25 protein-coding genes and 1 pseudogene are annotated in these 26,879 nt (G+C 67.4%); 19 read left to right on the top strand and 7 right to left on the bottom strand.

What is annotated here, in order from left to right:
- Positions 1 to 103: 103 nt before the first annotated feature.
- From KVT44_RS51725 to KVT44_RS51740, 4 genes are all read right to left on the bottom strand, one after another.
- Complete coding sequence (locus KVT44_RS51725) at positions 104 to 1,090, bottom strand: nucleotidyl transferase AbiEii/AbiGii toxin family protein (RefSeq protein ID WP_308314378.1); 987 nt, start codon at positions 1,088 to 1,090, stop codon at positions 104 to 106.
- Positions 1,087 to 1,740, bottom strand: a complete 654-nt coding sequence (locus KVT44_RS51730) for a hypothetical protein (protein WP_308314379.1) — start codon at positions 1,738 to 1,740, stop codon at positions 1,087 to 1,089. The genes KVT44_RS51725 and KVT44_RS51730 overlap by 4 nt, the downstream gene beginning before the upstream one ends.
- Positions 1,741 to 1,909: 169 nt before the next feature.
- Positions 1,910 to 2,599: a class II aldolase/adducin family protein gene (locus tag KVT44_RS51735; protein WP_217575661.1), complete on the bottom strand. Its 690-nt coding sequence runs from the start codon at positions 2,597 to 2,599 to the stop codon at positions 1,910 to 1,912.
- Positions 2,600 to 2,768: 169 nt separating this feature from the next.
- Positions 2,769 to 3,536, bottom strand: coding sequence for an IclR family transcriptional regulator (locus tag KVT44_RS51740; protein ID WP_217575663.1), 768 nt, complete (start codon positions 3,534 to 3,536; stop codon positions 2,769 to 2,771).
- Between the two features lie 135 nt (positions 3,537 to 3,671).
- Between KVT44_RS51740 and KVT44_RS51745 the strand changes: the two genes are divergently transcribed.
- From KVT44_RS51745 to KVT44_RS51765, 5 genes are read left to right on the top strand one after another with little or no spacing between them, the layout of a single operon-like run.
- A complete protein-coding gene (locus KVT44_RS51745) occupies positions 3,672 to 4,619 on the top strand; it encodes an LLM class flavin-dependent oxidoreductase (RefSeq protein ID WP_217575665.1) in 948 nt (315 codons plus the stop codon).
- A 45-nt stretch (positions 4,620 to 4,664) separates the two neighbouring features.
- Positions 4,665 to 5,681, top strand: coding sequence for a 3-keto-5-aminohexanoate cleavage protein (locus tag KVT44_RS51750; RefSeq protein WP_217575666.1), 1,017 nt, complete (start codon positions 4,665 to 4,667; stop codon positions 5,679 to 5,681).
- A complete protein-coding gene (locus tag KVT44_RS51755; protein WP_217575668.1) occupies positions 5,678 to 6,754 on the top strand; it encodes a homogentisate 1,2-dioxygenase in 1,077 nt (358 codons plus the stop codon). Before KVT44_RS51750 ends, KVT44_RS51755 begins: the two co-directional genes overlap by 4 nt.
- Before the next feature lie 47 nt (positions 6,755 to 6,801).
- Positions 6,802 to 8,244 (top strand): FAD-binding oxidoreductase, encoded by a 1,443-nt coding sequence (locus KVT44_RS51760; RefSeq protein ID WP_217575670.1) that lies wholly within the window; start codon positions 6,802 to 6,804, stop codon positions 8,242 to 8,244.
- Between the two features lie 30 nt (positions 8,245 to 8,274).
- Positions 8,275 to 8,778 carry a nuclear transport factor 2 family protein gene (locus tag KVT44_RS51765; protein WP_217575672.1) on the top strand — a complete coding sequence of 168 codons (504 nt, stop codon included), beginning with the start codon at positions 8,275 to 8,277 and terminating at the stop codon, positions 8,776 to 8,778.
- Positions 8,779 to 8,822: 44 nt separating this feature from the next.
- On the opposite strand, the gene KVT44_RS51770 is transcribed toward KVT44_RS51765, so the two are convergent.
- Positions 8,823 to 10,922: an MDR family MFS transporter gene (locus KVT44_RS51770; RefSeq protein WP_217575674.1), complete on the bottom strand. Its 2,100-nt coding sequence runs from the start codon at positions 10,920 to 10,922 to the stop codon at positions 8,823 to 8,825.
- A 671-nt stretch (positions 10,923 to 11,593) separates the two neighbouring features.
- Here KVT44_RS51770 and KVT44_RS51775 point away from each other — a divergent pair.
- The 13 genes from KVT44_RS51775 (at position 11,594) to KVT44_RS51835 (ending at position 24,461) form a co-directional block, all read left to right on the top strand.
- Positions 11,594 to 12,175, top strand: a complete 582-nt coding sequence (locus KVT44_RS51775; RefSeq protein WP_217575675.1) for a TetR/AcrR family transcriptional regulator — start codon at positions 11,594 to 11,596, stop codon at positions 12,173 to 12,175.
- Between the two features lie 313 nt (positions 12,176 to 12,488).
- The gene (locus KVT44_RS51780) at positions 12,489 to 14,018 is read left to right on the top strand and encodes an MFS transporter (protein WP_217575677.1); all 1,530 of its coding nucleotides are present in this window, start codon (positions 12,489 to 12,491) and stop codon (positions 14,016 to 14,018) included.
- A gap of 66 nt (positions 14,019 to 14,084) precedes the next feature.
- Positions 14,085 to 14,936, top strand: a complete 852-nt coding sequence (locus KVT44_RS51785; RefSeq protein ID WP_217575679.1) for a pirin family protein — start codon at positions 14,085 to 14,087, stop codon at positions 14,934 to 14,936.
- Positions 14,937 to 15,002: 66 nt separating this feature from the next.
- Positions 15,003 to 16,088 (top strand): FAD-dependent oxidoreductase, encoded by a 1,086-nt coding sequence (locus KVT44_RS51790; RefSeq protein WP_217575681.1) that lies wholly within the window; start codon positions 15,003 to 15,005, stop codon positions 16,086 to 16,088.
- Positions 16,089 to 16,091: 3 nt separating this feature from the next.
- Positions 16,092 to 16,520, top strand: a complete 429-nt coding sequence (locus tag KVT44_RS51795) for a PPOX class F420-dependent oxidoreductase (RefSeq protein WP_217575683.1) — start codon at positions 16,092 to 16,094, stop codon at positions 16,518 to 16,520.
- Complete coding sequence (locus KVT44_RS51800) at positions 16,520 to 17,446, top strand: oxygenase MpaB family protein (protein WP_217575685.1); 927 nt, start codon at positions 16,520 to 16,522, stop codon at positions 17,444 to 17,446. Before KVT44_RS51795 ends, KVT44_RS51800 begins: the two co-directional genes overlap by 1 nt.
- A gap of 11 nt (positions 17,447 to 17,457) precedes the next feature.
- The gene (locus KVT44_RS51805) at positions 17,458 to 17,952 is read left to right on the top strand and encodes an ester cyclase (RefSeq protein WP_217575687.1); all 495 of its coding nucleotides are present in this window, start codon (positions 17,458 to 17,460) and stop codon (positions 17,950 to 17,952) included.
- Between the two features lie 40 nt (positions 17,953 to 17,992).
- On the top strand, positions 17,993 to 19,792 hold the full coding sequence (locus KVT44_RS51810; RefSeq protein WP_217575689.1) for an NAD(P)/FAD-dependent oxidoreductase: 1,800 nt from the start codon (positions 17,993 to 17,995) through the stop codon (positions 19,790 to 19,792).
- Between the two features lie 29 nt (positions 19,793 to 19,821).
- Positions 19,822 to 20,154, top strand: coding sequence for an antibiotic biosynthesis monooxygenase (locus KVT44_RS51815; RefSeq protein WP_217575690.1), 333 nt, complete (start codon positions 19,822 to 19,824; stop codon positions 20,152 to 20,154).
- Positions 20,155 to 20,286: 132 nt separating this feature from the next.
- The gene (locus KVT44_RS51820) at positions 20,287 to 20,898 is read left to right on the top strand and encodes a TetR/AcrR family transcriptional regulator (RefSeq protein WP_217575692.1); all 612 of its coding nucleotides are present in this window, start codon (positions 20,287 to 20,289) and stop codon (positions 20,896 to 20,898) included.
- Positions 20,899 to 21,150: 252 nt separating this feature from the next.
- A complete protein-coding gene (locus KVT44_RS51825; protein WP_217575694.1) occupies positions 21,151 to 22,167 on the top strand; it encodes an SMP-30/gluconolactonase/LRE family protein in 1,017 nt (338 codons plus the stop codon).
- Positions 22,168 to 22,220: 53 nt separating this feature from the next.
- The gene (locus KVT44_RS51830; RefSeq protein ID WP_217575696.1) at positions 22,221 to 23,105 is read left to right on the top strand and encodes an alpha/beta fold hydrolase; all 885 of its coding nucleotides are present in this window, start codon (positions 22,221 to 22,223) and stop codon (positions 23,103 to 23,105) included.
- A gap of 90 nt (positions 23,106 to 23,195) precedes the next feature.
- Positions 23,196 to 24,461 (top strand): low temperature requirement protein A, encoded by a 1,266-nt coding sequence (locus KVT44_RS51835; protein ID WP_217575698.1) that lies wholly within the window; start codon positions 23,196 to 23,198, stop codon positions 24,459 to 24,461.
- A 205-nt stretch (positions 24,462 to 24,666) separates the two neighbouring features.
- Here KVT44_RS51835 and KVT44_RS51840 read toward each other — a convergent pair.
- Positions 24,667 to 25,713 (bottom strand): annotated as a pseudogene (locus KVT44_RS51840) (flavin monoamine oxidase family protein); the annotation flags it as partial.
- Between the two features lie 17 nt (positions 25,714 to 25,730).
- Between KVT44_RS51840 and KVT44_RS51845 the strand changes: the two are divergent.
- On the top strand, positions 25,731 to 26,075 hold the full coding sequence (locus tag KVT44_RS51845; protein ID WP_217575700.1) for a helix-turn-helix domain-containing protein: 345 nt from the start codon (positions 25,731 to 25,733) through the stop codon (positions 26,073 to 26,075).
- Positions 26,076 to 26,182: 107 nt separating this feature from the next.
- Here the strand turns inward: KVT44_RS51845 and KVT44_RS51850 are convergent, their stop codons facing one another.
- The gene (locus KVT44_RS51850) at positions 26,183 to 26,695 is read right to left on the bottom strand and encodes a MarR family winged helix-turn-helix transcriptional regulator (protein WP_217575702.1); all 513 of its coding nucleotides are present in this window, start codon (positions 26,693 to 26,695) and stop codon (positions 26,183 to 26,185) included.
- Positions 26,696 to 26,879: the final 184 nt, after the last annotated feature.

A 26,879-nucleotide genomic window follows, 5' to 3' on the forward strand; every position in this document is an offset into this window, starting at 1 on the left:
GAGTGCCGCCATTTTTCCCTGACCAGCCTGCTCTCGACGGCGACACCAGCCGTCGAGCCGTGGTCCTTGATCCTTCGTAGCGCTGTTGGCTGTTCCGTTGCGCCTACCGCCAGAACATCAGTTCCAGCGCCCGGCTCAGACGTTCCAGCCACTCCTCGGCCGTACCCCGCACCTGAGGGTGGTCGGCGCGGAAGTCCTCCCAGTCCACGGACCACAGTGCCACCGCGTCCAGGCACAGGGCGTCCATGGCCGCCGTGTTGCCCGGTTCGTGGCGGAACACCTTGCGGAGCAGCCGTGGGGACAGCTTTGTGGCTTTGGCCTCCGCGAGGAGTACGGCGTCGTAGAGGTCCTTGGCCCGCGCCCGGCCCTCCGTGGCGCAGTCGGCGTGCAGCCACAACAACTTCCAGGCGAGCGACAGTTCGCGGCCCGCGGTGCGCACGACGGTCGGCCCGGCGCCGTCACCACGGGGTATCGCCGTCAGGACGGGGGGCTCCGGGAGCCACTCGTCGCGGGCGAAGTCCAGCCGCACTTCGCCGGGTGGGAGGCCTTGCGCCTCCCAGGGGAGGACGAGGCGTATGCCAGGGGTGTCGTACTCCGAGTAGGTCCAGGTGCCGTCGTTCCGGGGGGTGTCCGCGTCGAGCACCACCCCCGGCGCGGCCACCGGCCGCTCACGCACCAGGTCGAGCAGAGTTTCATGCGGCGGGCAGTACTCCGGCTCCGCTTCGAAGATCCAGTGCAGCCCTTCGGGCGGTACTACGGGCCGCAGGCCTCTGGTGTCGAACTCCTCGAACTTCCAGATCTCGTACCGGTCGGCGCCGTCGGCCGCCTCCGGCCACTGCTGTACGACCTCCACTTCGTCCACGTACGGATACGGGTGCTCCGGATCGACCGGGACTAGTAGGGGCTGGGGAACGATCCAGTCGAGGTCCGCCGGGTCCCGCGCGTCGGCCCCCACCCACGCCGACATCACCATGCTCCCTCGTAGTACCAGAGCGTCCCCCAACGGGGACTCGACGACGAGGCCGAGCAGGTGATCGAGTACAGCCCTGTGCGCGACGCGCCACCGTTCGCCGTCCACGGACCAGGTCACCGGACATACGTCCTCTCGTCGATCCACCCGCTGTCCAGGGTCGGGCGGTCGTCGTGCACGACGAACTCCTCCTCGACTTCGGCGGCCTTGAATCCCGCCATCGCGAGGGCATCGAGGAGGGCATCGAGACGGCGGCGGGCCTCGGTGCGGCCGACGCCACGGCAGCGCTGGGTGACGAATCGTTCGTGACCGCGCCCGCCCAGGTCGCGGCGGGCGTTGCGCGACACATGGGCGGTATGCCGCTCGGCGAGTGCGCGCACCACCGCCACCTCGGTCTCATCGGCGAGGGCCAGCTTGACGTGATGCTCGAAGTAGCAGCCGGGAGGGAGCGCCTGGGCCTCTGCGGACGTCCGCGGTACGTCCTCGTTCCACGGCGCCGCCTCGATCTTCACCCGGGCGACGCCGAACCCCTCGGCACACAACCGCTCGACCCACGTCAGCGCGGCCGCTCGCTGTGCCCGCAGGACACCGCGGCCGCGCACCGTCACCATTGGTTGATCGGAGGTCGCACCCCGGTCGAGCACGATCCGCGTGTACTTCACACGGTGGCGCTCCGCCCAGCGGCGTATGCGGCCCTCGCCACCGGCCATGGGGGTGGACACCACCGTGAGATGGGTCTCGAAATCCCCTGCGAAATCCTTCACTGCCACCCCGCATTTGCCCCTCTGCACACCGGGGGCAAACAGTACTGACCACCACTGACAGCGACGGCGAGGCGACGGTGCCTTGCCCGGCGCCAACCTGCGCGCCGGGCCTGGATCTCGCAGCTGGGTGGTTCAGGGCCTTGATGCGGTCATGGTTCCTTACCAGGTGGCCGGTTCAGCGACCAAGGCCCCGGACCAGGTAGTCCCAGACCTGGCGGAGCGCGGCGTCGGAGTAGATGTGATCGCGCTTGGAATGCGACTCGGCAGGGTCGGACCACACCGGCCAGCCACCGAAGCCGTGGGTCAGCAACTGCTGCTGGCAGGCCCGTTCCAGCAGGACGGCGGTAACGGTAGCGATCTCCAGGTCCGGGCCGACGGTCACGATTCCGTGGTTGACCAAGAACACGGCTTTGGCGTCCCCGAGTGTGGCCGCGACCTCCTTGCCGAGAGCCGGGGTCATGATGAGGTCGGCCGTTCCCGTGTAGACCGGTACCTGCGGCGGGACAAAGAAGTTCGCGGCATGGCTCACCGGCCGCAAGGGCTGGCCCGTAGCGGCAAGAGCGATGGCGTGAGGTGAGTGGACGTGGACCACTCCGCCGACGTCCGGACGGGTGGCCAGAATCTCGGTGTGGATCGGGTATTCGCTGTGGCGCTGCCCGTCGCCCTCCAGGACATCGCCCGACTCGTCCACCAGATGCACCCGCTCCGGCGTCACCTCTTCCAGTCCCCATCCGGCGGCCTTGATCCATACGCCCCTGCCCTGAGGGTCCCGGGCAGAGGCGTGGCCCCAGACGAGGTCGCCGTGCCCGTCGGCGGCCAGGATCTGGGAAGCGGTGGCGACAAGAGCGCGCAGGTCGTCTGCCATGGGTCTCCTTCTGTGCCGTGTGTCGGCAGCGCGGGCCAGGTTTTGCGAAGCGAATCCTGGTCTGGGTAGGTCTGCTATACAGACCTTGGGTCTGCTGATGGAGGATAGAGGCCGCATAAACCGAGAGCCAGATCTTTCTGGCTTGCAGAACTCGACTGGGCGGGTCCGGTCAGTGGATCCTGGCGGCCCTGTCCCGCATCAGCTCGGCAGCCCGCACGACCTGCTGTTCTCCGAGCCGCGCCGTAGGGGCGGCGACGCTGAGGGCCGCCGGCGGGTGGTTGCCACCGCGGGGCACCCAGACCCCCACCGAACTGACGCCCTCCTCGCTCTCGTCGTGGTTGACGGCGTATCCCCGTTCGCGGACGCGGTCCAATTCCGCGAGCAGTTCCGAGCGGCGCCGGATCGTGTGCGGGGTGACCGGAGCGAGTGACTCGCTCGGATACAGGCGCAGCACGGTGTCGGTCGGCAGCTGGGCGAGCATCACCTTGCCCAGGCTGGTCGCGTAGGCGGGTAGCACTCGCCCGACCCGCCCGGCCACGCGCAGGGCAAGCTCGCTCTCCACGCAGTCGAGGAAGCGCACCTCGCCCCCCTCGAGGGTGCCGAGGTGGACGGTCTCGCCGGTGACGGAGGCGAGCTCCTCGAGGATCGGACGGGCCAGGGCGCGGATGTCCATCCGGGTCGCGGCGGTCAGGCCGATCTCCATCAGGGCCGGGCCCGGGCGGTAGACCCTGGTCTCGGGGTCTTGTACGGCGAAGCGGTGGTACACGAGCATCGCCAGAAGCCGGTGTGCTCGGGACTTTCCGATGCCGAGTTCCTCGTATGCCTCGGTGAGCCGCAACTGATTTCGGTCACGGAACAACAGCAGCAGGCGTAGGGCTTTGTCGACCGTCTCGATGGGGTACTGCGGGGCCTGCTCCGCCTCTTCAGAGTTCCTCATGGCAGAACTCTATCTTTCTCGTGCCGACGTCGCCTGGCGAAGATTTTTGGTCGGCAACATATTTCGTTTCTGTTATTGACACGTAAGTTCTGCTGGAGAAAACTCGCCGAGCACCAGCCACCGTTGGAGGTGCTTATGAGCAACCCCACGTCCGGCCTTCGGCTCGGCCTCGTCCTGCCTCCCTGCCCTACCCAGCACGAACTGCGTGCCAGCGCCTCGTACATCGACGACAGCGGGATCCATTCGTTGTGGGTGACCGATCGGACCGTCGCGGGCATGCCCTGGCTCGACGCGCTGACTGCGCTCGGCACGCTGGCCGCCGTGACCCGACGCGTCCGCATCGGGACGTCCGTGCTCGTGCTGCCGCGCCGCAACCCGGTCCACGTCGCACACGCCCTGGCCACGGTCGACCACCTCTCCGAGGGACGGCTCATCGTTGGAGTCGGAGTCGGCAACAGCGCGGTGTCGGCGGCCGAGTTCGACATCGCCGGGGTGGACATGGCCCGGCGCGGCCGGGTCACCGACGAGTACTTGGACCTGCTGCGCAGACTGTGGACGAGTGACGACGTCGACCACGAGGGTGAGGGTTGGCGCTGGGCCGGAGTGAGCCTCGCGCCGAAACCCGTTCGCCGGGTGCCGGTGTGGGTCGGCGGTTCCACCAGCGCGGCCCGTCGACGGGCCGGCCGGGCCGGCGACGGATGGCTCGCCGTCTTCAGCTCGCCCGAGCGGTTTCCCGCGGAGTGGACCGAGGTGCAGGAAGAGGCGCGGAGTCACGGACGGGACGGCGCGTCGCTCGTCCCCGCGGCCTATCTCTTCGGTGCGATCGACGAGGACGGCACGACATCGCGCCACACCCTCGACGCCACCTTGCGCGGGTTCCTGGGCGCACCTCTGGAAGCCGTCGCGGACACCTGTATCTGGGGCACCCCCGAGCAGTGGCTGGACCGGCTGGCCGCGTGGGAGGCCGCCGGCGTCCGGCACGTGAACGTCGCGTTGTTCACCGACCGGCTGGAGTACGACACGCGTCTGATCGGCGAGCACATCGTGCCGCATCTGTCCCACGCACCGGCGGACATCGCCTGACAGCAGGTCATCGCCGCACATCCGCACCTATAGAGACGAGTCATTGTGTTCGACCTGACCAAGGACCTGAAGGACTTGCCCTCGCGCGCCCAGGCACTCGCCGAGCGTGGAGCACGCGAACTGGACGCGCCGCCGCCCCCGGACGTCCAGCCCCGCTGGGACATCCCCGACGTGGTGGTGGTCACCGCGGCGATCTCCGGCAGGGTGACCAGGGAGGCGGCCACCGGCACACCGCGCAGCTTCCCCCTGGACTTCGACAGCTTTGTACAGACCTCGGTTGACGTGATCGAGGCCGGTGCCGCCGGTGTGCACATCGACTTCGGCGGTATCGCCGCCATCCAGGAGTCAGGGCTGTCCGTCCCGGACTGCTACGACAAGGTCATCGGCGACATCCGGGACAAGACCTCGCACGACTGGATTCCGGACTGCAACGTGCTGCGTGGGCAGAACCTCTACGAGAACGTCTACCCGATCACCTCCGGCCTGACCGAGACCGTGCCGATTGCGCCAAACTTCCCGGTGGACTGGATGGAGACCGTCGCCACGCTCGTCGGCCAGAACAACCAGCGGCTGTTCTTCTCCATCCACTCCGCCGCCGAGGTCGACCTCGCCAACCGCTTCGTCTACTCCCGCGGCCTGGCCGGCACCCCCGCCTGCTGGCTGATACTCATCGGCTACCAGTACGACGACGCCACCGACCGGCTCGCCGCCTACCTCGCACACCCGCGCGCGATGCTCGACGAGTTGACCCTCATCGTCGACCGTATCCGCGAGATCGACCCGCACGGCTTCATCCAGGTTTGCGCGGCCGGACGCGCCGGCCACTACATGGCCACCGCCGCCATGCTGCTCGGCCTGCACGTCCGGGTCGGCACCGAGGACACCGTGTGGCGCTACCCGCACCGCGACGAAGTTGTCGAGAACAACGTGGAGATGGTGCATCGCGTACGCGCCACCGCCGAATCCCTCGGTCGGCGTCTCGCCACCCCGGCCGAGTTCCGCAAGCTCATCGGGCTGGACCAGCCGGAGCCCGCCGGCACAGCTGGAGGGAGGCAGCGATGACGGGCAACGGATCCGGAGAGCGCTCCGGGCCGCCGCCGGGCGCCCACCTGTGGAGCCGAGACGGCTTCAACGGCGACATGTGCGTCACCGTACGGCCGTACCCCATCGTGGACTACACCGGAGTACAGGGTCGGCACGCACCCCACCGCCTCGGCATCGACGACCTCGACCTGCTCGACCGGACCGATCCGGCCGCACTGCCGACCGTCTTCGCCACGAGCCGCAAGGACGTCACCCTCGCGGCCTCCGCCCGCTCGACACCCACGCCGTTCGTCTGGCGCAACGCCGAGAACGACGAATTGCACTTCGTCCAGGACGGCGAACTGGACTATGTCACTGACTTCGGCACCCTGCGAGCCGAACCCGGTGACTTCGTCTGCCTGCCGCGAGCGGTCACGTACCGTGTCGTGCCGGTCAGGACACCCACCCTTCGCGTGATCGTGGAAACGCCCGAGCAGCTGCGACTCAACCCGCCGGCACCGTTCGGAATGATCAACTTCGCGCGGGACGTCAAACGCCCCGACCCGGGCCGGAGTTCGGACCAGCCCGGTCCGACCGACCTCCTGGTCAAGGCCTTCGACGGCATCACCCGGTTCAGTCTGCCGTACGACCCCCTGGCGCTCGTCGCGGTCGTCGGCGGACAGATCCCGGTGTGGACGCTCAACCTCGCCGACATCCAGCCGCTGTCCTACCTGCCGCACGGCGGACCGCCGGGATCGTTCGCCGAGAGCAGCAGCCGAGACTTGCTGCTGTACACCCTCAGCGCACGCCCCGGCGCCCGTCCGCCGATGCACCACAACGCCGACTACGACGAACTCATCTTCTACTTCCGCGGACCGGGCGCCTACGGAGCCCTCGACCGGCCCGGCCAGCTGGCCTGGACTCCCAAGTCCGTCAGCCACTGGGGCCCGGTCGAGGACGTCCCAGAGGGCTATTTGGCCTGGCTGGTCGAGAGCGCCGGCACTTTCCGGCTCACCCCGGCCGGCCACGCGGCCGCGCACCTCATGGAGACCGGGCGGTTCGACCGCCAGCCCGAGCCTGCCGAGGCCGATCCAGCGCCCGTTTCGGCCTGAACGCGTCGGCTCGCACTCTGCTTCGTGCACACAGGGAGAGAGAACGTATGGAACTCACGGAACAGCAGCAGAGCGTCCGCGACGCCGTACTCGCTGAACTGGACGGCTCCTTCAACGGCGAACTCCTCACTGAGGACTCCACGGGGTACGACCAGGCGCGGACCCTCTGGAACGCGATGGTCGACAAGCGTCCGGCCCTTGTCGCGCGCTGCAAGAACACCGACGACGTGGTCGCTGTCGTCAACGCGGCCCGCCTGAACGGTGCTTTGCTGTCGGTGCGGGGAGGCGGCCACGGTGTCGTCGGCAAGGCGCTGGCCGACGGCGGTGTCGCACTCGACCTCAGCGCCATGAACGGCGTCACCGTCGACGTCGAGCGGAAACACGTCCATGTCCAGGGCGGATGCCGGCTCGGTGATGTCGACGCTGCCACGTCCGGTCACGGGCTTGCCGTGCCGGCCGGCATCGTCTCGGACACCGGCGTGGGGGGCCTGACCCTCGGTGGCGGAGTCGGCTGGCTCTCCCGCAAGTACGGCCTGACATGCGACAACGTGATCTCGTTCGAGGTGGTCACCGCATCGGGCGACGTGCTGGAGGTGTCCGCGACGGAGCACCCGGACCTGTTCTGGGCGCTGCGCGGCGGCGGGGGGAACTTCGGCGTGGTCACCTGCCTCACCTTTCGTGCCTACGACTTCGGCCCTGACGTCCGCTTCGGCGCGGCCCTGTACACGGCCGAAACCGCCGCTGACGCACTACGGGCGTACGCCGAGATCTACCCCTCCCTGCCCAACGAGGTCGGATGGCACGTAACGATGAAGCGCAGCATGCCCGCGCTGCCCTTCGTGCCGTCCGACCTCGTGGGCAAGCCACTGGTGATGCTCTTCTGCCTGTGGGTCGGCGACGTCGACGACCCGGAGGGCATCGAGACGATCGAGCGCCTTGTCCGGGCGGGTGACCCCGCCGTCAACACCGTGGCGGTGATCCCCTTCGGCCTAGGCCTGCAACGCTTCCTCGACGCCGAGTTCCCGGACGGGCTGCGCAATTACACGAAGGAGGCGCATCTGGCCGAGCTGACCGACGGAGCGATCGACGTCCTCCTCGACTTCTGGAAGGCCGGGCTGTCCGGCGCGGAGTCATCGATCGGGGGCGAGCTGACGATCTACGGTCTCGGTGGCGTCGTAAAAGACGTACCCGAGGACGCGACCGCGTTCTCCAACCGCGACAGCGTCTGGTGGGTCAACTACGCCTGCCACTGGAAGGACACCGAGGACGACGAGCGCAACATGGCGGCGGTTCGCGTTTCCTGTCGTGCCCTGGACCCGTGGCTCGGCCCCGGCATCTACGTGAACATGCTCAACGTCGACGAACTCGACCGCGTCATCGAGGCCTACGGAGGCCCGGAGAAGTACGCTCGCCTGGGCGCCGTGAAGGCCAAGTACGACCCGGGCAACCTCTTCTGCTTCAACCACAACATCGCTCCCACCACAGCCTGACGCGTAGCCGAGACGAGCAGGAGCAGGACCATGACTGACGACAAGCTGCGGTGGCTCGTGGATCGCACCGAGATCTCCGAGACCATCACTCGCTATTTCAACGCACTCGACCTGCGCGACTGGCCGGCCATGCGCGCCACCCTGTACGACACTCTCGAGCTGGACTTCTCCGAGCTGTTCGGTGACCCGCGGGCGGTGATCGACTCGGATGCCTTCATCGAGTTCGGCCGGCCGCTCATGGGCGGGTTCCGCGCCACGCAGCACATCAGCCCCAACCACGTGATCACGATCGACGGCGACGGCGACAGTGCCGAGGCGACGGCGTACATGTACGCCTGGCACGCGGTCGACGCGCCTGACGGAGTGGAGAACACGTACACGCTGCGCGGCTCGTACGACATTTCTATGCGCCGCACGGAGGACGGGTGGCGCATGAGCCGACTGTGCATGCATGTGTGGGACGAGGCCGGCAGCAAGGACGTCTTCCGCATCTCCCGCGAACGCTACGACTCCCGGCACGCAGCGACGAGCTGACCGCGTCCAGGTAGCGCAGGCACGGTGATGGACAGGACCACGTGTCAGGCTGGGGTCGTGGTCTGCTGGGGCGCGTAATCCCCGGTCCGTGCCTGGGCGAGGTCCTCGGCGAGGTCTTCGACGAGCAACCGCTTGGCGATCGAGTCGAGGGCCGCGCGCAGTTCCGGGGTGGCGGGGCGGCCCTGGTCGCGTTCGAGTCGGTCCGCGAGCCAGTTCTCCCAGCCCTGTGCAATGGCTTGAGCCTGTTCGTCCCCCTGCGCGGTGAGCGAGTAGAAGTCCCCTTCCCGGCTGAGGTCGCCGCCCCGGATCGCTCCCTCGAAGGCTGGCTGCAGGATCTGTTCGGGCACGTGGTGACGAGTGGCGATCTGGCTGAGCTTGGCGTAGCCCAGCAGCCTGGTCCAGAGGGCGACCTGCATGACGGTCCAGGCGCGCCCCGGGTCGAGCCGGGAGCCGGACAGGGCGAGTGTGTCCTTGTACGACATGGCACCCGGCTTACGCAGCAGGGCGGATATCTGCCGTTCCAGGGGAACGCGGACGCCGTCGACAGGGGCTCCGAATGAGCCGTCGAGGTCGGTGGAGGTCATCCGGGCGCTGTCGCGCAGGGTGACCTGGCGCAGGAAGAGTGCCACGACGAACCCGAGCAGGGCCACGGGCACGGTCAGCAGGAACACTCTGCTCATGGAGTGTGCGTAGGCGTTGATGACGGGAATGGCGGCCGAGTTCGGGAGCTGGTGCAGGGCCTGCGGGTGCTGGGCCGCCCGCGCGATCTGTTCGGCGGGAACCGTGCCGGTCGTGGCCGCCTGCTGGATGCCGTGCGTGAGATCCGACTTGAGGGAGTTGGCATAGATGGCGCCGAAGATCGCGGTACCGAAGGAACTGCCCAGTGTGCGCAGGAAGGTCACGCCAGAGGTGGCGGTGCCGAGGTCCTTGTAGTCGACGGTGTTCTGCACGACGGTCGTCAGGAGCTGCATGCTCAGACCGAGGCCGGCGCCGAGGACCAGCATGAAGACCGACTCCAGCCAGGTGGGGGTCGACCGGTCCATCAGCGACAGCAGGTAGAGCCCGGTCGCGGTCACCAGTGTGCCCACGATGGGGAACACGCGGTACCGCCCGGTCTTGCTCACGACGTTGCCGCTGTACAGCGACGTGCTCATCAGGCCGACCACCATCGGCAGCGTGCGCACTCCGGAGAAGGTGGCGTCGGCGCCGTTCACGTACTGCAGGAAGGACGGCAGGTAGCTCATCGCACCCAGCATCGCGAAGCCCACGATGAAGGACAGGACGGCGCAGACCGCGAAGACGGAGTTCTTGAAGAGGCGCATCGGCAGCATGGGTTCGGGGGCCTTGAGCTCAGCCAGGCAGAACAGCACCAGTGCCAGCACACCTCCGGCGAACAGGCCGATGATGACGGGGGAGGTCCAGGCGTACTCGCTTCCGCCCCAGCTGGTCGCCAGGATCAGGGAGCTCGCTCCGATCGTGACGAAGGCGATCCCCAGGTAGTCAACGATCGGCTTCGCGATCGCCTTGACCTGCGGGATGTTCCTCATCGTCATGACGACGACAACGATGGCGATCGGGACATTGACGTAGAAGCACCAGCGCCAGGAGATCTGGTCGGTGAAGAAGCCGCCGAGCAGCGGGCCCAAGACGGTGGAGGCACCGAACACGGAACCCAACGCACCCTGGTACTTGCCGCGCTCGCGCAGCGGGATGACGTCGGCGATGAGCGCCGTGGCGGTGACCGTCAGCCCGCCCGCGCCAATGCCCTGCACCGCCCGGGAGGCGATGAGCATCGTCATGCTGTTCGAGAGGCCGCAGAACAACGAGCCCGTGATGAAGACGATCGTCGACACGGCGAAGACGGTCTTGCGGCCGTACATGTCACCGAACTTGCCGACGAGCACGGTCGAGATGGTCTGCGCCAGCAGATAGGAGGTCACCACCCAGGACATGTGCGAACCGCCACCCAGGTCCGCGACGATCGTCGGCAGTGCCGTGACGACAATGGTCTGGTCGAGCGAGGCCAGCAACATGCCAGCGGCGATGGTCACGAAGATGACTGTGCGCTCGCGGGGGCTCAGAAGCGGGGGCGCGGACTGGTCCGTCTGTGCCCCTGTCCGAGGCGAGGTGGCTGATGCAGTCATGGGAACCGTCTCGATAGAAGAGGAGGCGTACGGTGCTCGGCGTCGGCATTCGGCACAGGTGGTCGACCATGGATCTGGGGCGCTCAGATGATGATCATGCTCGAGTTCACTTCATTGTGGCCGATCAGGTCATCAATGTCAGGATGACCGGTCTTAAATTTGCCGACCAGTAATGTGCCATGTCTCGAGAGCTTCGCGCCCTCGGGGCGGGTGAAGCGAAGAACGGACTGGGAGGCGTTGGGGGTGGCGACCGTATGGCGGGGGGCGGAGCCGCTCGTGCGGCTTCGCCCCCCGCGGGGCCCGATTTCCGTCACTTGGGCACCCGTCCGGCCAGGTGGAGCACCCCACTCGAAACCTGGACCGGAGTCTTCGTTGCCGCGGAGTCGCGGCCGACCTGTGTGGCTCCCGCCCCGCCCTTGTGGGCGCCGGGGGAGTCGCGTCAGGGCGGGACCGGGAGTGGGCTTACGCTCACCGTCGAACGGACGGCGCCGAGTGTACGTGCAGCCGGACAAGGAAATCAACGGATGTCTACTTCTTATTCGGCGTCGTCCCGGACCACGGAATATGCCGCTTGTAGCATCGAGGTGAGCGAGGAGAGGAGGCGGAGCGTGGTTGCCGCCGAGGTGACGGAAGAACCGCCGCAGTCGAGGCCTTCCGGCCGGGGGCGGCCTATGAAACGGCCCCCCGAGGGTGAGGTGAACTGCGTACGCAAGGGCGAGCGCACCCGGCGGCGCATTCTGGAGGCGGCTCGCCGGAAGTTCGCCGAGGTCGGTTACGAACGGGCCACCATCCGGGCCATCGCGGCGGAGGCCGACGTCGACAAGTCGTCGGTCATCCAGTATTTCGGCAGCAAGGACGCCCTGTTCCGTGAGGCGGTCCACTGGAGCATTCCGATCGCCGAACTCACCACCGATGATCCCGGGGAGACGGTGGAGAACTATGTGCGGGGCATGCTCAATGCCTGGGCGGCCGACCCGCATACCCCCATGGCCGTGCTGCTGCGAGCCGGCATGACGAGCGAGGGTGCCGCGGAGCTGTTGCGGGAGCATGTCACCGCCGAGTCCGTCGAGCCGATCGCTGCCACGATCACGGCCGAGGACGCCCGTCTGCGGGCCGCTCTGTGCAGCGCGATGCTGATGGGGATCGCCAGCCAGCGCCACCTGCTGCACATGCCGGACCTCGTCGCCGCCGACGTTGAGGAGATTCTGCGCCTCGTCGTCCCCGTGTTCCGTGGCCTGATCGCACCCGAGTAGGCGCCCGAGCGGTCGGCATCCGCCGGGGACTGATCGCGCTGGGCCGTCATGCGCCCCGCGTCGCTCAGTCAGCTACCGTGATCCACCATCAAAAGAGATATACGACCACGTAGTCGTACTCGACCGAACGCCCCGATCGGCCGGTAGTCCTGTGCATGGACAGGACTACCGGCCGATCGGGGCGTTTCCGCATGCCGAGGGAGTCTTCAGGCTGCCGTGTGCCAGTCACTGCCATCCCGCTGGGAATTTTTCTCAACGCTTGTATATTTCTCTCGATGGCACTCGCCACGCAGCTCTGACCCTGGAGTCCTCCATGTCCACCGACAGCTCGGCTTCGGCCACGGACCAGCGATCCGCAGGACACGCCGAGGCACCCCCCGGCCGGCGCCTCGGACTGGCTCTCTTCGTGATCGCCAGCGCGCAGTTGATGGTCGTCCTCGACGCCACAATCACCAACATTGCGCTGCCGAGCATCCAGACCGACCTCGACGTCTCGGCCTCGAACCTCGCTTGGGTGGTCAACGCCTACGCACTGGCCTTCGGCGGCCTGTTGCTCCTGGGCGGCAGGACCGGCGACCTGTATGGCCAGCGCCGTATGTTCCGGGTCGGCATAGCGACGTTCACGGTGGCCTCACTGCTGGGCGGCCTGGCGCAGAACGAGGAGCTCCTCATCGGGGCCCGCATCCTGCAGGGGATCGGCGCCGCCATCGCTGCACCCTCGGCCCTGTCCCTGATCGCCACGAACTTCCCCGAGGGCAAGCCCCGCAACCGGGCGATGGGTGTCTACGCGGCCATGGCCGGACTCGGCTCGACGGTGGGGCTGCTGCTTGGCGGAGTCCTGACCAACTACCTTGACTGGCGCTGGGTGTTCTTCGTCAACATCCCTATTGGCGCGGCCGTACTCGTCGGAACCAGGGTGCTCGCCGAGGGCGAGCGCAACAGGGGACGCCTCGACGTGCCTGGGGCGATCACCGGGACCGGTGGTCCGATCGCCCTGGTGTACGCCATCACCCGCGGGGGCGAGGACGGCTGGACCGACGGCCTCACGCTCGGCTTCCTCGCGGCGGCCCTCGTTCTGCTGGTGCTCTTCGTCGCCCTGCAGGTGCGGACCACGCATCCGATGATGCCGTTGCGCCTCTTCAAGGACCGCAACCGCGCTGGCGCGTACGCGAGCATGCTGTCCGTCGGTGCGGGCATGTTCGCCACCTTCTACTTCCTGACGCTCTACATGCAGCAGATCCTTGGCTACAGCCCGGTGAAGACCGGACTCGCCTACCTGCCGTTCAGCGTTGGCATGGGTGTTGCGGCGGGCGTCAGCTCGCAACTCGCCGCTCGTCTGACACCCCGGCAGATCGCTGGCCCCGGTCTGGCCGTCGGAGCAGCGGGCATGTTCTGGTTCGCCACGCTCGAGCCGGGGGCCTCTTACGTGACGCACCTGATGCCCGCGATGTTCGTCACCGCGGTCGGTCTCGGCATGACCTTCGTCCCGATGACCCTTGGCGCGGTGAGCGGGGTGCGGGACCAGGACTCCGGCATCGCCTCCGCGCTACTGAACACCTCTCAGCAGGTGGGCGGTGCGTTGGGCTTGGCGGTGCTCTCCACGATCTCGACATCGGCGGCGAACGGCCAACTGCCCGACGCGGCAGACACCTTGTACCGAGGCCTTGCCCTGAAGGATTTCGGCCTGGTGGCCAAGGCCGGTGATGCTCTGACCCATGGCTACACCACGGCGTTCGTCGTCGCGGCGGTGTTCTTCATCGGCGGTCTGCTGATCACGCTGTCCGCCATCAACGCTGGCAAGCAGGAGCAGGGTGAGTCCGCTCCCGCCGCCCACATGGGCTGACCGCCCACTCCCGCGCTGTCGCGACGGCCGCACCCCACGAAAACGAACGACCTCAAGGAGGACGACATGCACGGATGCCGTGTCCTGTCGACCGTCACGGACATCGACACCCACAAGATAGGGACACAGTTCTCGGCGCGCGGCTCGCGCTTCGCCGTCGACCTGGATCCCTTCCTCAACATGGATCTGTTCGAGATCACCGGACCGACCTTCGCGCCGCACCCGCACGCCGGCTTCTCCGCGGCCACCTACATGTTCGACGACACCGTTACCCGGCTGCACAACCGCGACAGCCTCGGTGACAAGAGCCTGATCGAACCCGGCGGCCTGCACTGGACCGTCGCGGCTTCCGGGATCGTGCACGACGAGGTGGTCGAGGAGACCGGCCGTCTCGGGCATGGCGTGCAGATCTTCGTACGTTTGCCGGAATCTGCCGAGGAGGCCGACCCGTACGGCATGCACTTCATCCCGAACGACCTGCCCTCGGGTGAACTCGCCGAGGGTGTGACGCTGCGGGTGGTGGCCGGCGAGGCGTTCGGGATGCGCTCGCCCGTCCGTGAGGCGGCCGAATCCCACGTGTACGACCTGCTGCTGGGGCCCGGCGCGCGCGTCGAGATCCCCGTGGACCCCGACTTCCGTGGCTTCGCGATGACGGTCAGGGGCAGCGGGCGCATCGCCACGCCGACGACCAGCGGCGAGATCGGCCCGGTCGGCCTGGCGGTGTTCGAGAAGGGTGAAGGAGCGGTAGAGGTGGAGGCCGGCGAAGAGGGGGCGCAGTTCCTCTTCGGAGTGGGCCGGCCACTGGGCACTCCCGCCTACATGTACGGCGGGTTCTGCATGTCCAGCCAGTCACGCGTCGTCGATGCCGTGGAGCGCTATCAGTCAGGCGCCATGCACGGCCTGCTGACCGCACCGTGATCCGTCCCCGGCAGGCCCTCACACAAGCCTGCTCCCCGCATATACACGCCCATTAAGGAGAACGAAATGCCCAATAAGGTAGTGGTTGTCGGCGGTGGCTATGGTGGCAGCGCCGCGGCGAAGGCGCTGGACGGCGTCTCCGACGTCGTGCTGGTCGAGCCCAAGGAGGCCTTCTTCCATGCGGTGGGCGCCCTGCGCGCCGCGGTGAATCCCGAGTTCCTGCCGCGGATCTTCTTCCCCTACGACAAGCTGCTCGCCAACGGCCGTGTGGTGCGTGACCGTGCTGTGCGGGTGGAACCGGGCCGCGTGACGCTGGCCTCCGGCGAGGAACTCGCGGCCGACTACATCGTGCTGGCCACCGGCTCCGGCTACCCCTTCCCCGCCAAGACCGATGTGGACGACACCGCGGCCGCCCAGCAGAAGTATCGGGAAGCACAGGCCAACATCGATGCGGCTGAGCACGTTCTGCTACTCGGCGCGGGGCCGGTCGGTCTGGAGTTCGCCGGCGAGATCAAGCATGTCTGGCCGGAGAAGAAGGTCGTCATCGTCGACCCAGTGGCCGACATCCTCAGCGAGTACGACCCGGAGTTGCGCGAGGAGGTCCGCCGTCAGCTCGCCGAACTGGACATCCAGCTCGTCCTCGGCTCCCCGCTGAAAAAGAACCCGCTTACCGAGCCGGGCGCGCGCGGCACCTTCCACGTCAGCACCGCCTCCGACGTCGACATCACCGCCAACATCTGGTTCCGCTGCTTCGGCGTCGTCCCACAGACCGCCTACCTCACCGGGGCCCTCGCGGACGTACGCCGACCGAACGGACAGGTCGCGGTGAGCGAGACCCTGCAGGTCAAGGGACAGGACACGGTCTTCGCCCTCGGTGACATCACCGACATCGCCGAGCCCAAGCAGGCCAGTGCGGCGAACCGTCATGTCGAGGTGGTCGCGGGCAACATCAAGGCACTGATCGAGGGCAAGCGCGAACTCGCCGCCTACCAGCCAGGTCCGGCCGCCATCATCCTCCCTCTCGGTCCGACCGGAGGAGCGGCTCAGCTGCCGGGCAGGGGAATCGCAGGCCCCGATGTCACCTCCCAGTTCAAGGGCGCGGACCTGCTGACGGGCCGCCTCGGCCAGCTGTTCGGTGTCGGCGGTGTCTGATCTATGACCTTCACCCAAGAAGAGATCCGCTATCTGCGCTCACAGCGGCTGGCCCGCTTCGCCACGGTCTCGGCCGACGACCAACCGGACGTCGTACCGGTCGGGTTCGAGTACGACGGGACATACGTCCACGTGGGCGGCGTGGACCCCGCGAAAACCCGCAAGTGGCGCAATGCCGGGGCTGGGCAGACCAAGGTGGCTCTGGTCATCGACGACCTGGTCAGCACCGATCCGTGGACGCCGCGCTATCTGCGCGTCTATGGCACCGCCGAACTCGTCGAGCGCAAAGGCCGCTTCGGGGTGGCCCCGTACATACGGGTCACACCCACTGTCTCCTGGAGCTTCAACCTCGAGGGCGAGCCGTTCAGCCATGACCGAACGGTCAGCGTCAGGCGAACCGTCCACGAGAGCGGCACGAGGGACGGCGCTTGATGGGACTGCGGACCCGAATCGCGGTCGAGCTCAAGGCGACTGTGCACGGCGGGGAGCTCAAACTGGAGCGGTACACGGGGCCGGCCGGCGATCCCGGAATGCTCGGGATCGCTCCGGAAGACCCCGTCTGGCGGGTGCACGGCCACCCGACGGGGATGCTCACTGGCGGGTTCGCGGCGCTGATGCTGCAGTCCCTGCATCCGCTGGCGATGGCCGGAGTCGACCAGTACTCGGACTTCCGTACCGACCCGATCGGTCGGCTCATGCGTACCGCGCGGTTCATCACCACGACGACCTTCGGCTCCGAGCCGGCGGCGCGAGACGTGATCGAGCTGGTGCGACGGATCCACACCAAGGTGCGCGGGACCGCGCCGGACGGTCGGCCGTACCGTGCAGACGACCCCGAGCTGCTGACCTGGGTGCACACCGCCGAGGTGTACAGCTTTCTGGCGGGCTATCAGGTCTACGCGCCGCAGCGCACACGACTCACCCCGGCCGAATGCGACACCTACTACGCGCAGGCCGCCCCCGTCGCCGAGGCGCTGGGCGCGGTCGAGGTGCCGCGCAGCACGCGCGAGGTCGCACGCTATCTGATCCGCGTGCGCCCCGAACTCCGCGTCACCCCGGCTGCGTTGGAGGCTCTGCGGTTCCTGCGCGGCTTCGGCCGCACCGGGCGGGAACGACTGGTCGCGCGCCTGTTGATGAATGCCGCGGTGGGGCTGCTCCCGAGCTGGGCGCGGACAGAACTCGGCATTTACCGACCGGTCCTGGTGCGCTCCGACTGGGACCGGCCGGTGGCCACCGTGGTCGGCCGCGGGCTCGAGTGGGCTCGCGGACCATCCGAGATCCACGCTGCCGCGCGCGCTCGTCTGGCCGCGGCGGCACCAGCAGCACATGGCAATGATTCCGGCAGTCACCTTCCTTGAGAGGACCCAACATGTCGAAGGACCCCAAAGCCGTGGTCAACCGACTGATCGATGACGTCATCAACGCTCACCGTCCGGATCTCGCCCACGAGGTGCTTCACCCGAATCTCCAGCTCCGGCGCATGGGCATGCAGCGGTCGGCGCAGTACCTCGGAAGCCTTCACGACTCGTCGCGGGACGGCCTCAACGAGCAGGGCGCACCCCCCGCGGACCCGATCGAGGGTTTCAAGGCTGTCTACGCCCTCCTGCTGAGCGCGTTTCCCGATCTGCGCAACAACGTCGTAGGCCCCCAGGTGGTCGCTGATGACCTGGTGATCACGCATGTCACCTTCTCGGGCACCCACGAGGGCGAGTTCCTCGGAGTCGCTCCCACGCACCGCAAGGTCGAGTTCGACGAGGTTCTGTACCAGAAGGTCACCGACGGCAAGGTCAGTGAGGTCTGGGCGGTCGGGGACGAACTCGGCTTCCTGCAGCAGCTCGGAGTGCTGGCGAATCCCGAGAACTAGGACCTGTCGCGCAAAGATCCGCACAGCAAGGAGACGAGAAGTGACTGACAACCCCGTCCCTCCCGGCGGCCCCGGATTCGATCCGGAGGCGATCCGCCGCAAGTACCTCGAAGAGAGCGAGAAGCGACGCTCGGTGAAGCCGACGCCGAGCCGGCCGGTCGCGCAGAGCGCGGTGCTGTCCGTCGAGGACCCCTTCGTCGAACCGGGACTTGAGCGAGAGCCGTTGCACGACGAGGTCGACGTTGTCGTGGTCGGAGGTGGTCACACCGGCCTCATGACGGGCGCGCACCTGCGCAAGGCGGGCGTACCGCGCGTGCGACTGATCGAGAAGGCTGGCGGCTTCGGCGGCCTCTGGTACTGGAACCGCTACCCCGGCATCCGCTGCGACGTCGACGCCTACTCCTACATGCCGATGCTCGAAGAAGTCGGCACGATGCCGAGCGAGAAGTACGCCCAGGGCGACGAGATCCGTGCACACGCCGAGGCGCTCGCCAGGAAGTTCGACTTGGACGAGGACGCCTGTCTGCAGACGCAGGTGACCGGCATGCGCTGGGACGACGAGGCCGACCGTTGGATCGTCACGACCGACCGTGGCGACGAGATGCGCACCCGGTTCGTCTGTCTGGGCAGCGGAACGCTCGACCACCCGAGCGTTCCCGACGTACCCGGTCTCGACGAGTTCGAGGGTCATGTCTTCCACTCCAGCCGCTGGGACTACGACTACACCGGCGGCAACGAGCGCGGCGCTCTGACCAAGCTCGCGGGCCAGCGGGTGGCCGTGGTCGGCACCGCCGCCTCCGCGATCCAGTTCATCCCCGAGCTGGCCGAGTACGCGGAGCAGGTGCTTGTCGTCCAGCGCACACCGGTGATCGTCATACCGCGCAACAACGAGCCCACGGATCCCGAGTGGTTCCGCAGCCAGCCCTCCGGCTGGCAGAAGGAGCGGATCGAGAACCTCACCGCGGTCGTGCAGAGCCCCCCGGGGAGCAAGCCGCCCGCGAAGGACATCCTCAACGACTCGCTGACCGGCCTGTCCAAGATGCCCCGCAACCTGTCCCGGGAGCTCTCCGCCCTGCTCGAGGGTGCCGACCCCGCCACGCGGATGCTGATGGGCAACTACGCGGCCATGGAGAAGATCCGGGCCGACATGGCCTCGATCGTCAACGACCAGGACACGGCCGAGAAGCTCAAGCCGTACTACAACCTGGGCTGCAACCGGCCCCAGTTCAGCGACACCTACCTACAGGCCTACAACCGCCCCGATGTCACGCTGCTGGACACCGAAGGCCGGGGCATCGAGCGGCTCACCGCGAAGGGCGTTGTGGTCGACGGTGTGGAGTACGAGGCCGACTGTGTCATCTTCGGCACCGGCTTCGCGGTGGACGCCGGCCGCTTCCCCGTGGCCGGACGCGGCGGGGAAATGCTGTCCGACAAGTGGGCCGACGGCATCCGGTCACTGCACGGAATCCTGACCGCGGGCTTCCCCAACCTGTTCGTGGTCGGCGGCATTCCCCAGGCGACGCACGCGATCAACTTCACCCACCAGCTGTACGACCAGGCGACCCACGTCTCGACGATCGTCAGGCGCTGTCTCGACGAGGACCTCGCGAGTATCGAGGTCCGCCCCGAGGCGCAGGAGCGCTGGGCGCGGCAGATCAAGGAGAAGGCCGTCGGCCTTCCCCGGCCGGACCTCAACTGCGCACCCAACAGGCAGACGGAACTGATCCACTCCGGCTATCCCGGAGGACCCATCGCTTACGCGCAGGCCTGCCGGGAGTGGCTCCAGGAAGGGTTCGAACGCGACCTCGTCATCGAGCACCCGGCCGACGCGGCGGCATGACAACAGCGAACGCAGACGGAGGACCGTACATGGACGCCACAGCCACCATCACCGCACACACCCAAGTGACCACGCTCATCAACGTGTTCACGGTCAAGCCGGAGAACCAGCATGCGTTGGTCGACCTGTTGGTGAAGACCACCGACGAGGTGATGCGGGAACGCGAGGGCTTCATCTCCACCGCCGTTCACGCCAGCACCGACGGCACCCGGGTCACCAACTACGCCCAGTGGGAGACCGAAGCACACCTGCGTACCGTGCTGGCCGATCCCGTAGCCCAGCGGCAGCTGCGTGAGGCCCAGAAGTTCGCCGAGGGCTTCGAGCCGAACATCTACACCGTGGAGTCCGTCCACCGCCGCTGAAGTCGAGTCTTGGTCGACGCATCAATCGCAGGAAATGTCGCAGAAGCTCCCCCGCAGGTGGCCTTGAGAAGGTTAATGCGTCGACCAAGGAAACTCTTGAGTTTCGCAGCCGTACCACTTAGGCTCGCTTCCATGGCTGGACCCGAGGTGGCCGAAGGGCCGAACGAAGCGAGGCGTACCCGGCTGACGCCGGAGCGGGAACAAGAGATCTACGAGGCTGTAGTCGACCTGCTGAACGAGGTCGACTACGACACACTCACCATGGACGACGTCGCGGCCCGGGCGCGGGCGAGCAAGGCCACGTTCTACCGTCAGTGGAAGAGCAAGTCGCGCCTGGTGGCCGCCGCCGTGCGGCACTACAAACACTACGACCTGGCGTCGGTCGACACCGGTTCGCTGCGCGGCGACCTGCAAGAGATCGCACGACTCGTCGGTGACGGCAGGGGCAAGAAGAACACGGCGCCGGTGAGGGCCCTGAGTCGAGCCATGCAGAACAACGCGGAACTGGCAGACGCCGTACGGGAATCCAAGATCAAGCCCGAGACCGAGCTGCTGCACCGTGTGGTCGAGCGGGCGGTCGAGCGCGGTGAGATAGCACCGGACAACCCCGCGCTCACCTTCGTGGGGCCTCTGATCGCCGGGGCGGCGCTCGCCCGGCCGTCGTTCGACGGCGTCGAGGCCGACGCCGCCTACCTCGCCCACTACATGGACGCCTGCGTCTTGCCGGCGCTGTTGCAGCGCTGAGGCATCTGTACTCCGCACCCCGTATCGAGGTGCGCCCTTCCTTCCCCCGCCCTGGGCGCCTCCTTAGCCGGTTACCCGGCGGACCGTACCGCCACGGGGGACATAGAGCCGAGCGCTGCCGACCAGGCCGGGCTCACGGCGCTGCCCGCGGTCGTGGGCAGCACATTTTCAGCCTTCGCCTCCCGCCGCCTGACGGTGCCCGCGTACATGCGGCACCGAGGGCGAGGGCGAGCAATTGTCGAAGAGAGAGCGATGAACACGAGAAAACCCACTCTGAATAAGCGGCTCACACTCGCCGCGGCGATCACCGCCATGGCAGCCGTCCTCAGCTCGGCGCCATACGCGTCCGCGGCGACCCGAGCCGACCATCACCAGCAGGTCGTCACTCATGTGAAGACGGCGGCCACGTTCGACTTCGCTGCCGGTGAGGCGCCCGAGAACATCACCGTCAACCCGGACGGCTCGCTCACCCTGTCGATGCTGGGCATCTCAGCCGGCAAGGCGCCCGAACTGGTGCGGATCACCGCGTCCGGGCAGAGCACGGTGCTCGTCACGGGGTATGCGGGTGACGCCATCACCGGCAACACGCGCGGCCACGACGGCGCCGTGTACTACAACGTCCTCTCCAACGACGCTTCCCGGTCCGGTGTGTGGAAGCTCGCGCCCAGCGGTACCCCCGAGCGCATCGCAGCCCTGCCCGTGGGCGCGTTCCCCAACGGCCTGGCCATCGATCCGTCCGGGCGCACCCTGTACGCGGCGGACAGCTACAAGGGCACTGTGTGGTCCGTTCCGGCCGCCGGCGGACCGGCGACCGCCTGGCTGACCGAGGCGGCCCTTGAGCCCGAGGCCTCCTCGGCCCGGCCGCTGGGTGCGAACGGGCTCCGTTTCCACAATGGCGAGCTGTGGATCTCCAACCTCAGCAAGGGCACGCTGCTACGGGTGCCGGTGGCCGCCGACGGCACCGCCGGGCCGATTCGCGTCGTGACCAGCGGTGTCCTGGGGATCGACGACTTCAACTTCTTGAACGGGCATTCCGACGTGGTGTTCGCCGCACTGCATGCTTCGAACCAGATCGCCGTGGTCTATCCGGACGGGACCAAGAAGATAGTCCTGACCAAGGCTGACGGCATCGCCTCGCCCACGGCCACCGCGGTGCGCGGAAACCGGCTGTACATCACGGACAGCGGCCTCGACGAGGCGCCGCACGACGCGAAGCTGCAGGTAGGGAAGATCAACTTTTTCGCCCTGTTCGGTGACCCCGCTTCCTGATTGTCGTCTCCCCGACCCATATCCAAGTACGACTATTCTTCAAGGACTGCACCATGACATCCGTACCGTCCGACGCCGAACTCGCACAGTCGCTGGACGGCGACTTCGAGAGCCGTCACGCCGAGGTGAACGGACTCGATCTGCATTACGTGATCGGCGGTCAGGGAAGCCCGCTACTCCTGCTCGGCGGCTGGCCGCAGACCTGGTGGCAGTTCCACAAAATCATGCCAGCGCTCGCACGGCAGCACCAGGTGATCGCCGTCGACCTGCGCGGGATGGGGTCTTCCGGCAAGCCGGATTCCGGCTACGACAAGAGGACGATGGCCGGCGACATCCTTGCGCTGATCCGCTTCCTCGGCCATGAACGGGCGGACATCGCAGGTCATGACATCGGCGCCATCGTCGCCTACAGTTTCGCCGCCAACCACCCCGAAGCGGCCCGCCGCATCGCGCTGTTGGACGTGCTGCACCCCGATGAGAGCTGGTTCCGGTTCAGCGTGCTGCCGCGGCCCGGGCAGTTCGTGGCGTGGTGGTTCGCGTTCAACCAACTGCGCGGACTGCCCGAGAAGCTGCTGGAAGGGCGTTCGCGTCACCTGGTGGACGCGATGCTCGACCTGCTGGCGGCCGACCCCGCGGCCATCAGCGACTTCGACCGCTCGGTCTATGCGCAGGCGTACTCCACGCCGGAAGCGATCAGGGCGGGAAACGGCTGGTATCAGGCCTTCGCCCAGGACATCGAGGACGAGAAGGGCTACCGCTTCCTGACCCCGCCGATCCTCGCACTGACCAGCGAACACACCTATGAGCCCGCGCGGAGTGTGCTGTCCCGCACGGCTCTCGATGCCGAGGTCGTCAAGATCGACAGGTCCGGGCACTTCCTCGCCGAGGAGCAGCCCGAGGCCGTCGTCCAACACCTCACCGCGTTCTTCGGAAAGTAACGTTCGTCGTCGCGTTCGGCCCGGGACCGCCCGGAAGGCAGTGCGGTTCGGGGCCGGCGTGTCTGCGTCGTGAGGATTGATTGTCCCCCGGTGCGCAGAACTCAGCCTGCACAAGGTGCACACATGGTCGATATGGATGTCGAGTCGGCGGAAGTGGATGAGAACGAGCGGCATGCCACGTGGCTGGAGCTCTTCTTCGATCTGATTGCCGTCGCCGGTGTCTCTCAGCTCGCGCACCTGCTGCACGGCGAGCCAGGAGCACGGGACTTCGCGTACTACGCAGTGCTCTTCTGCGCGTTCTGGATGACTTGGACGTGCTTCACCCTGTACGGCAACGTTGCCGGCGACAGGACCCGCATTCGTATCCTGCTGGCCGGCATGTTCGGCATGGCGGTGATGGCCGCTGCCGTGCAGGGTGTGCACGACGGTCGGCACATGCAGGCCTTCGCTGTTGTGTACATCCTGATGCGGATCCTGGGCAGCCGTGTCTGGCAGGCGCGCGGCCAAGTGCTGCTGGACTGGCCGACGGCCCAGTTCACCCTGGGCGTCATCCCCTGGACCCTCTCCGTCTGGGTCGACGCGCCCGCCCGCTACTGGCTCTGGGCAGCAGGAATCGCCCTCGACCTCTGGGCCACCTTCGGCATGAATGGCGAGCGCTTTCTGGAGCGGGTGCAGCAGCGGGATGCCGAAAAGCAGCGGCGGCAACGGGCCCGTCGCGACATGGGAGAGCGGGATCGAGGCTCCCATAGCAGGCCAGCGCGGCTCAGCGCCGCCTACTCGGACCCTGCTCATCTGGGTGAACGGCTGGGCCTGTTCGTCCTCATCGTGCTGGGCGAGGGCGTTGCCCAGCTGGTCGCGGCGTCGGCCGCGACTGAGTGGGACTGGGCGCTCTACGGACTGGCCCTCGGGTCGTTTCTGCTGCTCGTGATGTTGTGGTCGCTTTCGCTTCGGTACGGCTACGGCGGCGTCCCAGGCCTGGCGCCGCGTGCCTTTCAGACGCGAACCGCGATGGCGCTGCACCTCCTCACCGCCGGAGCCCTGGCTGCCGTCGCGGCGGGACTGGGTGCCGCGGTCGAGCACCGGCACGGCCAACTGCCCCCGAGTGTCCGTTTGCTGCTGTGTGTGGGCTTCGCCGTGTACGTTCTCATCGGTGCCGGCGTCTCCATGGCCTCGCACTCGACCAGCTGGCGCAGCGGTCTCCGCTCCGCCCTTCCGGCACTCGCGCTGCCCCTGTTGATCGGCGCGTTCGGGAACGGTCTGCCCTCGGTCGGGGTCGTATGGCTGCTCATTCCGTCCGTGGCCTGGCCCCAGGGATGGCACACATGGCGGGCAAGGGCGAGCACCACGCACCCTTGACGCCGACGTGATGTTGCTCAAGTCTCGAGGCAAGTGATGCCGCGCCCGCTCCCGCCGTGCAGCCCCGGGGGATAGACCGCATGACGGGAGCGGACTGCCGCTCCGCTCCGTTGGAGCGGGACGCGTCGAGCGTATCCAGGAGAGGTTGGGAAGTCCAACTTTTGGTCGACCAATTACTATTCGCCTGTGACAACCGGATCGACCTCAACTCCTCGAAGCGGTCGCCCGGGTCCGGATTGGTCGCGCTGGTCTTGCCACCCAGCTGGGTCATGACGTCCCACACGGCGTTCAGGCCGGTCGTGACCGCGCCCTCGGCCCAACCGCCCGTCCAGGACACGTCGTCGTCCGCGAGGAAGATGCCACGGTGGTCCGGGTCGAAGCGGTCCTGCATGAAGTGGGTGTAGAGGCGCTCCTGGTAGCGGTAGTGGCCAGGCAAGTTGTCGCTGAAGGCGCCGATGAAGTCAGGGTCGTCCTCCCAGGAGATGGTGACCGGGTCGCCGATGATGTGCGAGGCGATGTCGACGTTCGGGTAGATCTGCTTGAGGGAGTGCAGCATCAGCCGCACGCGCTCGTCGACGTCGAGCGGCAGCCACTTCAGCGCGTCGTCGTTCCAGGTGTACGACAGGCAGATCAGCGTCGGCTTCTCGGGGCCGTCGTCCAGCAGGTAGGTGCCACGCGTGAGCCGGTCCGTGAGCGTGGTGCTGAGCACGTGCTGTCCGGTCTCCGAGTCGATGTCCTTCCAGAAGGGCCGGTCGACCACGACGAACGTCTTGGACGACTGCATGTAGTGCGTTCGCTCGATCGCCGTCCACAGCGGGTGGCTGAACAGCGACTCGTCGGTGTAGATCCGGGCGGAGAGTAGCCATGACTGGCACGTGGCCACGACTGCCGGGTAGGCGGACGTCCTGCCCCACGGGTCCGTCACCTCGATGCGGTTGTCCGGCCCGTCCGCCCGGCGTATCCGCGGCACCGCACCGCGGGGCGAGCCGTCGTGCAGGGAGGCGAGGCTGGTCCCGGCGGGCCAGTGCGTGAGCTGCTCGGGGGCGTGCTGCCAAAGGAGTTGGAGGAGGCGTTGGGTGCCGCCGAGAATGCGCTGCTGGTCGTGCTCAGCGCCCACGTAGACCACCCGCAGGATCTCCACCATCGAGTCGGGGAAGTTGGTGTCCCAGCCCCCCGTGCCGAAGCCGACGAGTCCGAACGCCTCGCGGTACTCGAAGGGGAGCGAGGAGAACGCCTTGGACGTGGCGAGGTAGTGCTGCGAGAGAGATCATGATCGACCTGCCGATGGACAGTTCGGGCGTTGCCACGCTGTCGGACCGCTGGCGTTCGGTGACCCGGCATCTGCTGGCCGGGGTGGGCTATGACCTGGGGCAGATCGTCTTCCCGTACCTGGAGAAGTACACGGACCTGGAACCGCGGAAGATCCTCGAAACCGTCAGCACCTACCTGGACACGGGAAGTCTGGCCGACTCGGGTCGGATGTTGCAGGTCCACCGCAACACCGTGCTAAACCGGCTGAACGCGTTCGAGAAGTACACCAGGCTCGACGTACAGCGGCCCTATGACGCGGCCGCCGTGATCATCGCCCTGGAATGGCAGGGCGATGGCCTCTGAAGAGACCGGCAGGAACCTGGCGCGAGACCACAGCTCGTCCGGAGTCTCGGGGCTGTCGTGGCTCGGGGGCGGGTTTCATGTGTTGTCGAGTTCGTGGTTTCTGTCGATCAGCTGCAGGGATCCTCGGCACAGTCCAGGTAGGCGGCGTTCCTCACCTGCTGGGTCAAGTTGTGCTGGAGTCGTTCCAGTACGGCGAGCACCTCGGCCTGCGCCGCTTCACTGAGGCCGTTGGCCAGACGGTGTTCGAGCTCGGTCCTGATGCCCTCAGCCTTCCGGCGCAGAGCGAGGCCGGCAACGGTCGGCTTGACGATGACGGACCGCTTGTCGGTGGGGGAGGGGACACGCTGTACCAGACCCGCCCGCTCAAGGCGCCGTACGGTCCGGGTCATGGTCGCCGCGTCCGAGCCGACGAGTTCGCCCAGGTCTACCTGGCGCATGGCGCCGTGCTCCCACAATCTCCGCATCACCAGCTCTTGGCTCGGGTGAAGCCCGATTTCCCGCAGAAGCTGGTTGGCGAGCATGTGATGCAGCCGCCCCACTCGGAAGACCGCATAGCTGACCGGGCCGTGGTGCGCGGCCGACGGGACGTCCCTGGCCTCACTCCCTGACGTTGTCTCCATACGTATCGATCCTCCAAGCCAGAACTCTCGGCGGTTGGTCCGGAAAGCGCCGCGGCGCCCGCCGGGCCGTAGGCCGATGGGCGCCGCGGTGTGCCAGTCGGGTTACTGGCTGGTGGTTAGTTGAGGGTGGGGTAGTCGGTGTAGCCGGTGTGGTCGCCGCCGAAGCTGGTGGCGCGGTCGGGGG

The sequence above is a fragment of the Streptomyces sp. GbtcB7 genome (assembly GCF_019091445.1).
GTDB classification, from domain to species: domain Bacteria; phylum Actinomycetota; class Actinomycetes; order Streptomycetales; family Streptomycetaceae; genus Streptomyces; species Streptomyces mirabilis.